This is a genomic window from Paenibacillus sp. 2KB_22 (assembly GCF_052115745.1).
Lineage (GTDB): Bacteria > Bacillota > Bacilli > Paenibacillales > Paenibacillaceae > Paenibacillus.
In genome coordinates, this window is sequence record NZ_JBFRHG010000006.1 from 241,510 (window position 1) to 254,320 (window position 12,811).

Sequence of the window (12,811 nt, forward strand, 5' to 3'; positions counted from 1 at the left end):
CCAAAGGAGCGTGAATGAATCCATGAGCACAAGTCAGATCAGCCCCTTTCTTCAAGTGGATGGGGTACAGAAATCATATGATCAGCGCACGATTCTATCCGACATCAACGTCAGTGTAAGAAAAGGGGAGTTTGTAGCTATCGTTGGACGAAGCGGCTGTGGCAAAAGTACGCTGTTACGTCTGATCGCCGGGCTGGAACCCCCCTCTTCCGGAAGCATTATGCTGGGTAACAGAAAGCTTGGCACTACAGCACCTGAGACACGATTTCTGTTTCAGGAAGCCCGGCTGCTGCCTTGGAAATCCGTGCTCGACAATGTACGGCTGGGCATCCCCGACAAGAACAAGGAGGATGCACGCCAGTCGCTTCGCAATGTAGGACTTGAAGAGCGTGAAGGTGACTGGCCAGGAGTATTATCAGGCGGGCAAAAACAACGTGTCGCCTTGGCACGGGCACTCGCGAGTCATCCGCGATTATTGCTGCTGGATGAACCGCTCGGTGCATTGGATGCATTGACCCGTATTGAGATGCAGCGTTTAATCGAACGCTTGTGGGTAGAAGAAGGTCTGACTGTCATTCTGGTCACGCATGATGTCAGTGAGGCGGTGGCGCTGGCTGACAGGGTGCTGTTAATTGAGGACGGTCATATAACGATGGATACCCGAATTACGCTGGAGCGGCCACGCGTTCGGGACAGCGGGTTTGCTCATTTTGAAAATCTGATTCTGAATCGGTTGTTGACTCCTCCACAAGAAACAGCACAGCAGATTGCCCAGAAACAGATATCATTCTCGATCTAATTCTATTGGAAAGAAGGTATGATCATGCAATCCCTTTCACCTGTTCCCTCTCCTCCTGTCAAAGACCTGTTAAATCAAATTCCAGCCTATACACCTGCCAAATCCATGGAACAGATTCGGCGGGAGCTGGGACTGGAAAGTGTAGATCGACTCGCAGCGAACGAGAATCCGTTTGGATCTTCTCCCCTGGCAGCGGAAGCGGTCAGATCGCTCGGCTCCGATCTTTTGGCACAATACCCCGACGGTTCCAGCCAACTGCTGCGTGATAAGCTTGCGGAGCGGCTGGGTGTGCGTACCTCCCAACTGGTATTTGGCAGTGGATCATTCGAGCTCCTGACCCTGACCGCCCAAGCATATCTTAATCCCGGCGAGGAATCACTCATTCCGGTCCCCTCCTTTAATTGGTATAAGGGTGCTACGCTACTGGCAGGCGGGGTCATACATGAAGTACCTTTGGTCAACCATTCGCTGGACCTGGAGGAATTCCGGCAACGGATTAATGCTTCTACCCGAATTATTTGGCTGTGCAATCCGAATAATCCGACCGGAACCATTTTCACGGCAGATGCCCTGCTGGGTTTACTCGAACACGTTCCTTCCCATGTCGTGGTTGTCCTGGACGAAGCGTATTATGAATTCGCGGAAAGTGAAGATTATCCGGATACGGTTAAGCTGCTGGAGCAGTACAATAATCTGATTATTTTACGGACCTTCTCCAAAATATATGGACTTGCCGGCCTACGAATCGGATATGGCATCGGGAATGAAAGCATCATTGAAGGCATTAACCGGGTCAAGCTGCCCATAAGTCTGACAGCCACATCCCAAGCCGCTGCTTCGGCCAGTCTGGACGATCATGAATTTGTCTCTCATTGCCTGGATTACAATCGTCAGGGACGGGAAACGTTAATGCAAACCTTTGATCAGTGGAAATTACCCTATATCCCTTCCGAAACGAATTTCATCATGGTTGATCTGTTGCAGGATAGTGGCCCGATTACCCAAGAATTGTTGAACAGAGGCATCTCTGTCCGCGGCGGTACCGAATTCGGTATGCCTACCTGGCTTCGGATTACGATTGGCACGCCTGAGCAGATTGTCCGTCTGATCGGTCAGCTTGATTCGCTGTTACATTCAAGCGGTTAGAATCCTGGGTTACTTTTCTAACTTACAGTACTCACATTCTTTCCGAGCGCCCCCTTTACATTCCACTTGCATGTGATATATGCTGAACACACAACTGCATATCTTGAACATTGCACTAGGGGAGCCTTACGGCTGAGACGAATCGAATGATTCGGACCCTTTGAACCTGATCTGGATCATACCAGCGGAGGGAAGTGGAGCGGCCTTTCAGTAAGCGGATTTTTTCATGTTGATGATGAAATTTAATGTGAATTGAACTTACAGACCCACTCATTTCTCCGGAAATGGGTGGGTCTTTTTCGCGTTCTGCGGGCAGATCAGAAGAGTGTAATTAAAGATCCCGCAGTTTGAAGTTGAATTTGGAATAACAAGGGGGAACAGAACGAGATGGATAATAACATAACCATTCACAACATGAGCTACGCTTTCCCGGGAAAAAGGGATTCCCCCGTGCTCTCCAATGTGTCGATGCGTGTAGCCAACGGCGAATTCGTCTCGCTCATCGGCTCTAGCGGCTCCGGTAAAAGCACCCTTTTCAAGCTGCTGGCAGGCCTGCTTGAGCCAACCCATGGAACCATAGAAATTCCTTGGGTCTCTGAAGGAAAGCGACTGGGGCAGGTGGCCTACATGCCACAAAAGGACCTCCTGTTATCCTGGCGAACCGTCATGGAGAATTGCATGCTCCCTGCTGAACTTGCTCCAGAGCGGCAGGATAAGGGAAGAATTCGAGCGGATATTCTGGCAGGGCTCGACAGATTTGGCTTATCCGGCTACGCGCATGCTTACCCGGACGAGCTGTCGGGTGGCATGCGCCAGCGTGTCGCGCTGCTTCGTACTTTGCTGACAGGTGGCCAACTCATGCTGCTGGATGAACCATTCGGCGCACTCGATGCCTTAACCAAGCGGGAGATGCATCGCTGGCTGCTGGAGCTCTGGGAAGGCCTGGGCAAAACCGTGTTGTTTATTACGCATGACATTGAAGAGGCCCTGCTGCTCAGTGATCGGATTATCCTGTTAACTCCGGGGCGCCAAGGCCAACAGCTACAGGATTTGATGGTACCTTTGCCACGTCCAAGACATTCGGACATGATCTACGAACCGGCGCTCGTTCAGATGAGACGACGACTGGAGGAACAATTGCATGCGAGAAGGTAACTTGGGAGACTGCATGAAGGATAACGTAAGGCGTTGGCTTGCCCGTTATGGTCTGTTTCTTTGGCTCATGCTCTTGCTGCTTGTCTTCTGGGAGTGGATTGTGCGTATGGGATGGGTGCCCTCCTTCATCATTCCAGCCCCAACGGCGATTGCCAGCTCCCTGTATGAGCATCGCTACCTCCTGCTGGCTACACATCTGCCTGCTACCTTGATGGAGGTTGTCGTTGGTTTTGGCTTGTCCATTGGTGCCGGAATTGCACTTGCAACTGGTATGCATATGAATCGGTCGACTGAAAAAGCGTTATATCCCTTCATCGTAATCAGTCAGACGATCCCGCTGATTGCCCTGTCCCCCGTCTTCATCCTATGGTTTGGCTACACGCTGTGGAGCAAAGTCGCGGTGGTATTCCTAATCGCATTCTTCCCCATTGTGGTGAGTACCTACGATGGCCTTCGCCAAGGCGATCCAGAGCAGCGTGAACTGCTGCTCACCATGGGTGCCAGCAAGTGGGATATTTTTTGCAAACTCCAGGTTCCACTTGCACTTCCCTCTTTTTTCTCGGGGCTAAAGTTGTCTGTGGTGTACTGCGTGGTTGGTGCAACGATTGGCGAATGGCTCGGTGGCAGCAAAGGTCTCGGATACTTCAGCCGCCGCATGTCCAGCAACATGAACACGGACGCGATGTTCGCCGCTATTGTGCTGTTATCCCTGCTCGGGATCGTTTTGTTTGTATTAATTGCCTGGCTGGAGAAACGGTTTGGCACACGCCGTCATGGAGGCAAAAGAAAGACCGGATAATCTTCGAGAGTGAACCCGATTTAATGATAGGAAGTATGATTTCCAAACACTTTTTTCACATATCAGCAGTTATGTTTCAGTCATCACGTTGTCCGTTAACATCCTGCTGTTCATTTCCTACAAACCTTAACCAATGAAATGAGGAACTTCCATTATGAATAACAAACGCATATACTCCCTGCTCCCTATGATGCTCATAATCCTGTTGCTGATTGTTAGCGGATGCAGCCCCGCGGGCACCAGCCAAAATACGCCAACAACAGATTCCGCAACCAACGCACAGCAAACAGATCCGTCTACAACAGAACCAGCATCAGACACCAAAGATAAACTGTCCATCATGCTCGACTGGTACCCGAATGCAGTACATTCCTTCATCTACGTTGCTCAGGAAAAAGGGTACTTTGCAGACCAAGGTCTGGATGTCGAAATTCAGATGCCAGCGGATACTAATGATTCACTCAAACTTGTTGCTGCCGGTAAAATTGATCTGGCCCTAAGCTACCAGCCCCAAATTTTGCTCGCGCGTGGCGAGAACATTCCTGTACGTTCGATTGCTGCTGTTGTTCGGCACCCGCTTGTTCATCTGTTGACCGAAGCCAATGGCAACGTGAGTTCACCCAAAGATCTTGACGGAAAAACTGTCGGTTATTCTTCGATTCCGCTGTATGAAGCGATGGTACGTACGATGATTAGCCACGATGGTGGCAACCCGGATAACATGAATCTGGTCGATGTTGGATTCGATCTGATTCCTTCCCTGGCTTCCGGACAGGCGGATGCGATTATGGGTGGTTTTATTAACCATGAACAATTGATTTTGGAGAAAGAAGGCCATGCCATGAAATCCATTAACCCTGTCGACTATGGCGTACCTGATTATTATGAATTGGTCCTGACCGCAAGTGAAGCTGGCATTCAAGCAAAAAAACAACAGCTTACCCGGTTCGTCAAAGCGATTCAGGAAGGACAAAAATATGTGACTGAGCATCCACAGGAAGCCTTGAATATTCTGCTGGCTCATGAGAATGAAACGTCTCCGCTTGACCCGGAGATCGAAACCAAAAGCCTGGCTATTCTACTGCCACTTATGAATGAAGACGGTCAGAAGTTTGGTCGGCAGGAAATGGAGTCGTGGGAGAATGTACGTGCATGGCTCGTTACAACTGAATTGATTCCGGATTCGGTGAAAGCCGAGGATGCGTTTATTAATCTGCAAGGAGAGTAAGTAAAGTAGAGCAACGTGAATGAAGCGAAAGTGACTAAAAGAAAGGGATCGGAAACTAAGAGGAATGAAAGAAAAGTTAGCAAGACCGTTGCGTTAGGGGCATCAAGGTTTGCGAGATGTAAAAGGTTTCCGAAAGGGAATTAGCTGGAGCAAGCTTTGGAGCATCAGAATTTTTAGCAATCCTAAGTGGCTTGATGTGAATTAGGGAGCTTGTTGGTATGCATTTGGGTGGCATGATATGTGTTTGGATGACATGATATGCAATCAGGTACCTTGTATGCGTTTGGATGGCATGGTATGCGATCGAGTACCTTGTATGCGTTTGGTTGACATGGTATGCGATCGAGTACCTTGTATACGTTTGGGCGGCTTGGTGCTATGCATTTGGTCATGTACATTAGCGCACATCTTCAATTCTACCGTGAGCTGAACACCTTAATGTGTTCAGAGTAGAGCATGCGGCGAGCGCTAACGAATCTGAGACGTCTTATTCAAGGATTTAAAGCAGTCTCAGAAATCTAAGGAATCTGAGACACGCTATATCAGAATAAACAGCCGTTTGCAGCGTTTTAATCAAGGAATTCTGGGAAATAACGTGTCTGACGTTCCTTACATTTCAAAAGTAGGATTTGACCGCCAAATAAGATGTCCTGGGTTCTTTAGAAACACCGTCTGACCATGCGCAAGGAATTCGCCAAAAGAGCTGCCAGCTTGGTCTTGGTGTGATGTTGGTGTTGGTCTTTATGACTCTATTTGGACGCTTACGTCCATCACCGTATCGCTTGCCTGAGTTTGGAAACAGGCCCTGGCTCCACTTTCTTTATTATGTATTTTGTACTGTTTCGTTTTAATATTGTTGCTTTTTTGTACATCAGCGTTTCTATCTATGCATGCAACCTTTAGCTGTTTCAATCAAGGACAGACATAGTGCAAGAAGATTCAGTTTATCTATATTCAGTTACAAAAATTCATTTTAGTGAGTTTATGAAATTGATTTATTTTTACGTTTCTATTTTACCGCTGCTTTCATACCTCTTGTTGTCATTACACTCTGCGCCATACTCAGGCAAGGAGACTCATATCCTATTATTCTGCTGAGTGACCCAACATATCGGAATTCTGTCGGTGGGGTTACTCAAAACAAGGAGGAAATTATATGTCTTATCTGGAACGTGTTCGTGCGCAAAATCCGCTGGTACACAATATTACCAACCTTGTCGTTGCTCCCTTCACAGCCAATGGTTTGCTTGCACTTGGTGCGTCCCCTTTTATGGCCTATGCTCATGAAGAGGTCGCTGATGTCGCCAAAATGTCAGGCGCCGTGGTACTCAACATTGGGACACTGGATGACAAAGTTGTTCAGGCGATACGACTTGCAGGCCAATCTGCTAATGCGCATCATGTGCCTGTGGTGCTTGATCCCGTCGGTGCAGGCGCAACTGCCTATCGTACAGAAACCGTTCAGATGCTCGTTCGTGAGCTTCGTCTCACGGTACTGCGAGGCAATGTAGCGGAAGTCGCCAATGTCATTGGTGAAAGCTGGAGTATCAAAGGTGTCGATGCAGGATCAGGTGAAGGTGACCGGATTGGAATTGCGGAGCGGGCAGCACAACATCTTGGCTGTGTCGTGGTCATCACGGGAAAAGAAGATATCATTACCGATGGACAATCCACATTCCTCACAAGTAATGGTCATGCCTTGCTCACTCAGGTCACGGGTGCTGGCTGTCTGCTCAGTTCGGTGATTGGTGCTTTTACTGCCATCGCGGTATCGGAAGCCGATCTTCTGGACAGTGTTGTTGAAGCACTCACTTTTTATGGCGTAGCAGCTGAACTCGCGGCAGAGCACACAGCTCATCAGGGGCCGGGCAGCTTCCAGATTGAATTGTTGAATCAACTGGCACAAGTAACACCAGACCTCTTGGCAGAACGCGCACAAGTCCTTCAGATCCGTGGAGGTGCAATATGAGCATTGCTCAAGCGCTAACCATTGCAGGTTCTGATAACGGGGGCGGTGCAGGAATTCAGGCCGATCTGAAAACGTTCCAGGAGCTTGGGGTATACGGCATGACGGTTATCACGGCTATAGCTGCCCAAAATACAACAGGTGTACAGGGTGTCTTTCCCATCCCTTACGATGGCATTGCCCAGCAATTGGACTCAACCGGAGAAGACTTTCAGCCAATCGCGGCGAAGACCGGTATGCTCTATAGTGCCGAGATTATTCGACTAGTCGCTGAGAAGTGGCAGCAATACCGTTGGTCTAATCTGGTCATCGATCCCGTGATGGTCGCCAAAGGCGGCGCCCCCCTGCTCCAGCAGGAAGCTGTACAGGCGCTGGTTACAGAGCTGCTGCCCCATGCCCTAATCACAACGCCTAATATTCCGGAAGCGGAACTACTTACCGGAATGTCCATCACGAATCTCAGTCAGCGGGAAGAGGCTGCGAGACGGATTGTACAGATGGGCTCAACGTATGCTTTGGTCAAAGGTGGTCATGATGAAGGAAGTGGCATGATCGTGGATGTGCTCTACGATGGGCAGTCTTTTCATTATCTGGAGAATGTTCGTGTGGTAACACGTCATACACACGGAACAGGATGCACATACTCTGCTGCGATCACCGCAGAGTTAGCCAAGGGTTCACCCGTTCTGGCTGCCGTTACGACCGCGCGAGCATTCATTCAGGCAGCCATTGAAGACGAGCTGGGGATTGGGGCCGGACATGGGCCAACGAATCATTTTGCGTATCAGCGCAGACAGCGGGGTGAACAGTGATGCGCCCTTGGGATGCAGAGGCGGTACGACGCGCGATGCAGGTGTATTTGGTCATGGGCAGCGTTAATACGACGCAAGACCCTGTCGAGGTGCTGCGCCAAGCCATTGCTGGCGGCATTACGCTGTTCCAGTTCCGCGAAAAGGGAACTGGCGCTCTGTCTGGCGAAGCTCGCATGACGCTTGCGATGCGGCTTCGCGAGGTGTGCAGCCAGCACGGGGTCCCGTTCATCGTGAACGATGATGTGGAGCTGGCTGTAGCGGTGGAGGCCGACGGCGTGCATGTCGGCCAGGACGATGCGGACGCGGCGCTGGTACTCGCCCGCATTGGAGATGGGCGGATGCTTGGCGTATCCGCCCACTCTGTGGATGAGGCGCGCCGTGCTGTGCAGGCGGGCGCCGACTATCTTGGCGTCGGGCCCATGTACCCGACGCGCTCCAAAGCGGATGCCCACGCTGTGCTGGGCCCCGCAGGGGTGTCGGAACTGCGCGCCGCAGGCATCGCAGTTCCGATTGTGGGTATCGGCGGCATTACGCCCGATACCACGGCCGCCGTGATGGCGGCTGGAGCCGACGGCGTAGCCGTCATCTCCGCCATCGCGGGCGCGGCCGACGTGCGCGCAGCGGCTGCGCAGTTCGCTGCGGCAGTGCGCGGGATGCAGGCGTAGCCCTGCTCCCCTGCACTGCCAGCCTGTGGGCTGCACCAAATACATAGGTGCAGCCCACAGCCCACAACCAATCGCTCTCCTCTCCATAACAGAGGAGCCACACAACACCCCTGCGGCGCGGCAGCAGCCCATGTCTTCGACATAGAAGCCCAGCCGCCGCCCCTACAGTGACTGAATAATACAATTATTTCGTGATACCTATTCACATATAGTCATATCTAGTCACATCCAGTCACATTCCAATCACCTCTAGTCACATCTAGTCACACCCAGTCACATTCCAATCACCTCTAGTCACATCTAGCCAGATCCAGTTACCAATCCATGATCAAGATGCAGCTTCCTTGCTCGCATCTTGTTTTTTTCATTTTCAACTGTTGACTCTCACGTAACGTGACACTGTACAATCAGTGTTGTAAGGAGGTTTCACTCATGGCCATGAAGGTAAAAGAAGTTGCCGAACTTGCCTCGATCAGTGTGCGCACACTGCATCACTATGATGAGATCGGACTATTAACCCCGGACGAAGTGACTTCTGCCGGTTATCGGTTATATTCAGATGCCAACCTGGAACGGTTGCAGCAGATTTTGTTTTTCAAGGAACTCGACTTCTCTCTGAAGGAGATCAAAAACATTATAACCAACCCCTCCTTCAATCCGGAAGAAGCACTTAAAATGCATCGACTTATACTGCTGGAGAAGCGCCAACGCTTGGACCAGATGATTGCTACCATTGATAAAACAGTCCTACACGTGAGAGGAGACATTAAAATGACAGCCAAAGAACAATTCGAAGGATTTAATTTTAGCCAGAATCCGTATGAACAGGAAGCGCGTGAACGGTGGGGAGACCATGCTGTCGATCAGGCAAATCAGAAGCTGCACAGTACATCAACCACGGAGCAGAAGGCTCTATCCGATCAAATGAATGAAATCTACAAACACCTGGCTTCACTTCGTCACACAGAACCAGCATCTGCGGAGGCACAAGCTGGCATCAAAGACTGGTACACTTGGCTAAACCAAATGGGGAGCTACTCACCTGAAGCCTTTAGAGGACTTGGTCAGATGTACGTGGACGATGAACGCTTCACACGTAATATTGACCAGTTTGGCGATGGATTGGCGGTATTCATGCGAGATGCCATGGCTGTATTTGCTAATCAAAACAAATAATATAGACCTGTTTTCCCCTACGTGCAGTATTATTCCTCCCTCATTACCGTAAAATATGCGCTCTAAGTGATAACCTGGAGTTTGAACCTATATTCCGTAAAGGTAACCATTTTCTCGTCATCAGCTTGATTCGTTGTAAATGACCATCCGGATATTTGAATCTTTCTCCTGTGGTGACCATATCCTTCTTAAAATTCATCTTGTGAATAAGCCGATTATCTTACTTGAGTTACGTAGTGACTTATTCGAAAAGATCCGAGTTATTGGAACATTTATGAGCATATCCCATCTACTACTTAGTGGATACACAAAAGGGACGTACGCCCTCAGGCATATCGTCCCTTTTGTGTATGCAAGTAACTCAGCCGCAATGTGAACAAGCCTAACTGCTGCTCACTCTGAGTACTTTATAATTACCTTTTCTAATAAAAATAGCTCTTTACTACATTCTCTGTTCCATTGTCCCTCATCACAACGAGTGCGTTCTGCATTACACCGTCTATTCGACTAAGCTCTTGGTGCGTGATCCGATGAAGAGGCATCCGATGCTAGACTGGTTCTCGCCATCCGGCCAGGAATCTGCCATGCAGATACAATCGCAAGCACAATGAATAACAAATCAATGGGTTGACTGAAATAGTCCTGGAAGGTTTCTGCAAACGCGCTAATCATCTCGCTATCAAACACAAGTTCCATCACGCTTACATCACCAAACAGTTCGGAAGTAAAATAAACCACCGTCAGATATTTCCCCAGCAAAATGCCAACGAGTGCAAACAGTACGGCAATAATCTTATGTACTGTCGCAATCTGTTTATTGGAGAACAACACAACGGCGTAGCCCGTGAGCGCTCCAATCAAAATCGCAATTAATCCTACCTCATACTCGGTCATTGCGGCAATAGCCGCCCACACGATGCCTCCCAGAATGGCTGCAATTAAGCCACCAATGATCGGCATACCGATTTTAACTCCTTGTTTCTCTTCCACGTTGTCTTTCCCTCCTGAGTCATGCATATGCTTCTTTTCCAGAATTCACCTTTCCTATGAAACCACAAAAAGGCCTATTATTCAACATTTTTCTACTGATGGCCATAAAAAAACATCCCTTCCAACAGCATAATAGCCGTAGAAAGGATGTTGTCCGTATCTATATTTTAGATATAACCACTGTAACCCAGAAAACTACATTGGGAAACTCATTCTCTCTTATCTTTGCGCTTCCTTGGCAGGCTGAATGACAGCTGCAATCTGTGCCAAAATAGCATCCACCGATGCAGGATCATGCACATCATACTCATCAATGTTCAGACGCAGCACAGGGCAAGCCGTAAACTGATCAATCCACACGGAATAGCGCTCATGCATGTGTTCCCAGTACGAACGATCCGTCTGAATTTCCATCTCACGTCCCCGTTCCGTAATTCGGTTTAAAATCGAAGGCAGACTGCCTTCCAGATAGATCAGCACATCTGGATGGGGGAAATACGGTGTCATCACCATTGCTTCAAACAAACTGCTGTATGTCTCGAAATCTGTTGCAGACATAGTTCCTTGATCTGCATGCATTTGCGCGAAAATGCCCGTATCTTCATAGATGGAACGATCCTGTACGAATCCCCCACCCAGTTCAAAAATCTTTTTCTGTTCCTTGAAGCGCTCTGCTAGGAAATAAATCTGCAGATGGAAGCTCCAACGCTCGAAGTCATGATAGAACTTCTCCAAATATGGATTATGATCGACTTGCTCCAGAGAAGTCTTAAAGGTCAAACGCTGTGCAAGCGCAGCTGTTAACGTAGATTTGCCCACTCCAACCGTACCTGCTACCGTAATTAATGCATTCGTTGGAATGCCATAGTTATTCATATAATATACTCCTTTACCTGATTAACAATTTGCCTGAAGTGTTCAGGATGTTCCACAAAGTCGAGTTGCTCTGCATTGACCTTAATGATTACTGGCGGATTTGAGCTATTCGCAAGATAGTCCATACCTGTTTTGTAATCAGCGATCAGTTGTTCCATATATGTCGGGTCCATGTCCTGCTCAAATGAGCGTCCACGCTTGTTAATGCGGTACATCAACGTATCGAGTTCAGCTTCAATATAAAGCACCAGATTGGGCTTTGGCAGATCATCTGTTAACAGATGATAGATTTGACGGTATTTATCCCGTTTCGTTCCTTTTAAGGTACGATCGGCAAAAATCATATTTTTATAAATATGGTAGTCCGAAATGACTGGGGTATTCTGCTCTACATAATGAGCACCCGTGTCTTCCAATTGTTTAAACCGATTACACAGAAAGAACATTTCCAATTGGAAACTCCATTCGTCGATATCCTGATAAAAGGAAGCCAAAAATGGATTCTCTTCTACAATTTCTTTAACTAACGGAAGATTCAATTCATGGGAAAGCATCGTTGCCAGCGTTGTTTTCCCCGCTCCGATCGGACCTTCCACGGCAATAAACGGGGCTGATTTCATCGTGTTCACTGTTCCTCCTCGTACTTATGCGTGTTTCCGTTTTCTATATAGACCTCACCTATTGTATCACAGCTTTAAGGATTGGAATGCCAGTATTTTATGTATATAACAAGTCAAATCTGAACGAATGAATTACATTAAAATAAAAAAGACACACTCGATATCATCAAGTGTGTCTTTCGATTGCTTGGCGGCGTCCTACTCTCCCAGGACCCTGCGGTCCAAGTACCATCGGCGCTAGAGGGCTTAACGGTCGTGTTCGGGATGGGTACGTGTGGAACCCCTCCGCCATCGCCACCAAACGAGCATTTGTGTAACAAATGCGTTCGCGTTCCATTCGGTCCTACACGGCTGTGTGGATGAATGGTTCAGCGCATATTCAGAGATCGTTCTCTGAAAACTAGATTCGAAACGAAAGTGTGCGAATTACAACTTGCTATTGGATAAGCCCTCGACCGATTAGTACTGGTCAGCTCCATGCATTGCTGCACTTCCACCCCCAGCCTATCTACCTCGTCGTCTTCAAGGGGTCTTACATACTGGGAAATCTCATCTTGAGGGGGGCTTCACGCTTAGATG

General features: G+C 48.6%; 12 protein-coding genes, 2 rRNA genes and 1 riboswitch. Of the genes, 9 read left to right on the forward strand and 5 right to left on the reverse strand.

Annotated features, from left to right (window positions below; all coding sequences use genetic code 11):
• The first annotated feature begins 22 nt into the window (after window positions 1-22).
• The 9 genes from AB4111_RS26435 (at window position 23) to AB4111_RS26475 (ending at window position 9,746) form a co-directional block, all read left to right on the forward strand.
• On the forward strand, window positions 23-799 hold the full coding sequence (locus tag AB4111_RS26435; RefSeq protein WP_442033918.1) for an ATP-binding cassette domain-containing protein: 777 nt from the start codon (window positions 23-25) through the stop codon (window positions 797-799).
• Between the two features lie 24 nt (window positions 800-823).
• Window positions 824-1,945, forward strand: a complete 1,122-nt coding sequence (hisC, locus tag AB4111_RS26440; RefSeq protein ID WP_442033920.1) for a histidinol-phosphate transaminase — start codon at window positions 824-826, stop codon at window positions 1,943-1,945.
• Window positions 1,946-2,052: 107 nt separating this feature from the next.
• Window positions 2,053-2,155: riboswitch (TPP riboswitch) on the forward strand.
• A 177-nt stretch (window positions 2,156-2,332) separates the two neighbouring features.
• Window positions 2,333-3,100: an ABC transporter ATP-binding protein gene (locus tag AB4111_RS26445; protein WP_442033922.1), complete on the forward strand. Its 768-nt coding sequence runs from the start codon at window positions 2,333-2,335 to the stop codon at window positions 3,098-3,100.
• On the forward strand, window positions 3,087-3,899 hold the full coding sequence (locus AB4111_RS26450) for an ABC transporter permease (RefSeq protein WP_442033924.1): 813 nt from the start codon (window positions 3,087-3,089) through the stop codon (window positions 3,897-3,899). The genes AB4111_RS26445 and AB4111_RS26450 overlap by 14 nt, the downstream gene beginning before the upstream one ends.
• 154 nt (window positions 3,900-4,053) lie before the next feature.
• Window positions 4,054-5,127: an ABC transporter substrate-binding protein gene (locus AB4111_RS26455; RefSeq protein ID WP_442033926.1), complete on the forward strand. Its 1,074-nt coding sequence runs from the start codon at window positions 4,054-4,056 to the stop codon at window positions 5,125-5,127.
• A gap of 1,156 nt (window positions 5,128-6,283) precedes the next feature.
• On the forward strand, window positions 6,284-7,096 hold the full coding sequence (gene thiM / locus AB4111_RS26460; RefSeq protein WP_442033928.1) for a hydroxyethylthiazole kinase: 813 nt from the start codon (window positions 6,284-6,286) through the stop codon (window positions 7,094-7,096).
• Window positions 7,093-7,905 (forward strand): bifunctional hydroxymethylpyrimidine kinase/phosphomethylpyrimidine kinase, encoded by an 813-nt coding sequence (thiD, locus tag AB4111_RS26465; protein ID WP_442033930.1) that lies wholly within the window; start codon window positions 7,093-7,095, stop codon window positions 7,903-7,905. The genes thiM and thiD overlap by 4 nt, the downstream gene beginning before the upstream one ends.
• Entirely contained in the window at window positions 7,905-8,570 is a 666-nt protein-coding gene (thiE, locus tag AB4111_RS26470) for a thiamine phosphate synthase (RefSeq protein ID WP_442033932.1), read from the forward strand. The genes thiD and thiE overlap by 1 nt, the downstream gene beginning before the upstream one ends.
• 432 nt (window positions 8,571-9,002) lie before the next feature.
• Window positions 9,003-9,746, forward strand: coding sequence for a MerR family transcriptional regulator (locus AB4111_RS26475; RefSeq protein ID WP_442033934.1), 744 nt, complete (start codon window positions 9,003-9,005; stop codon window positions 9,744-9,746).
• 507 nt (window positions 9,747-10,253) lie between these two features.
• Here AB4111_RS26475 and AB4111_RS26480 read toward each other — a convergent pair.
• The 5 genes from AB4111_RS26480 to AB4111_RS26500 all read right to left on the reverse strand — a co-directional run.
• Entirely contained in the window at window positions 10,254-10,736 is a 483-nt protein-coding gene (locus AB4111_RS26480) for a hypothetical protein (RefSeq protein WP_442033936.1), read from the reverse strand.
• Between the two features lie 219 nt (window positions 10,737-10,955).
• On the reverse strand, window positions 10,956-11,612 hold the full coding sequence (locus AB4111_RS26485; RefSeq protein WP_442033938.1) for a deoxynucleoside kinase: 657 nt from the start codon (window positions 11,610-11,612) through the stop codon (window positions 10,956-10,958).
• Window positions 11,609-12,232, reverse strand: a complete 624-nt coding sequence (locus AB4111_RS26490) for a deoxynucleoside kinase (RefSeq protein WP_442033940.1) — start codon at window positions 12,230-12,232, stop codon at window positions 11,609-11,611. Before AB4111_RS26490 ends, AB4111_RS26485 begins: the two co-directional genes overlap by 4 nt.
• A 185-nt stretch (window positions 12,233-12,417) precedes the next feature.
• Window positions 12,418-12,534 (reverse strand): 5S ribosomal RNA (gene rrf / locus AB4111_RS26495).
• 137 nt (window positions 12,535-12,671) lie between these two features.
• A 23S ribosomal RNA gene (locus AB4111_RS26500) occupies window positions 12,672-12,811 on the reverse strand; the annotation flags it as partial.

What these genes read in the sequence shown, in the direction of transcription:
- AB4111_RS26450 (WP_442033924.1), top strand. Translation starts at nt 3,087, where the DNA reads ATGCGAGAAGGTAACTTGGGAGACTGCATGAAGGATAACGTAAGGCGT.
- hisC (WP_442033920.1), top strand. Translation starts at nt 824, where the DNA reads ATGCAATCCCTTTCACCTGTTCCCTCTCCTCCTGTCAAAGACCTGTTA.
- AB4111_RS26485 (WP_442033938.1), bottom strand. Translation starts at nt 11,612, where the DNA reads ATGAATAACTATGGCATTCCAACGAATGCATTAATTACGGTAGCAGGT.
- AB4111_RS26475 (WP_442033934.1), top strand. Translation starts at nt 9,003, where the DNA reads ATGGCCATGAAGGTAAAAGAAGTTGCCGAACTTGCCTCGATCAGTGTG.
- AB4111_RS26445 (WP_442033922.1), top strand. Translation starts at nt 2,333, where the DNA reads ATGGATAATAACATAACCATTCACAACATGAGCTACGCTTTCCCGGGA.
- thiM (WP_442033928.1), top strand. Translation starts at nt 6,284, where the DNA reads ATGTCTTATCTGGAACGTGTTCGTGCGCAAAATCCGCTGGTACACAAT.
- thiE (WP_442033932.1), top strand. Translation starts at nt 7,905, where the DNA reads ATGCGCCCTTGGGATGCAGAGGCGGTACGACGCGCGATGCAGGTGTAT.
- AB4111_RS26490 (WP_442033940.1), bottom strand. Translation starts at nt 12,232, where the DNA reads ATGAAATCAGCCCCGTTTATTGCCGTGGAAGGTCCGATCGGAGCGGGG.
- AB4111_RS26455 (WP_442033926.1), top strand. Translation starts at nt 4,054, where the DNA reads ATGAATAACAAACGCATATACTCCCTGCTCCCTATGATGCTCATAATC.
- AB4111_RS26435 (WP_442033918.1), top strand. Translation starts at nt 23, where the DNA reads ATGAGCACAAGTCAGATCAGCCCCTTTCTTCAAGTGGATGGGGTACAG.
- thiD (WP_442033930.1), top strand. Translation starts at nt 7,093, where the DNA reads ATGAGCATTGCTCAAGCGCTAACCATTGCAGGTTCTGATAACGGGGGC.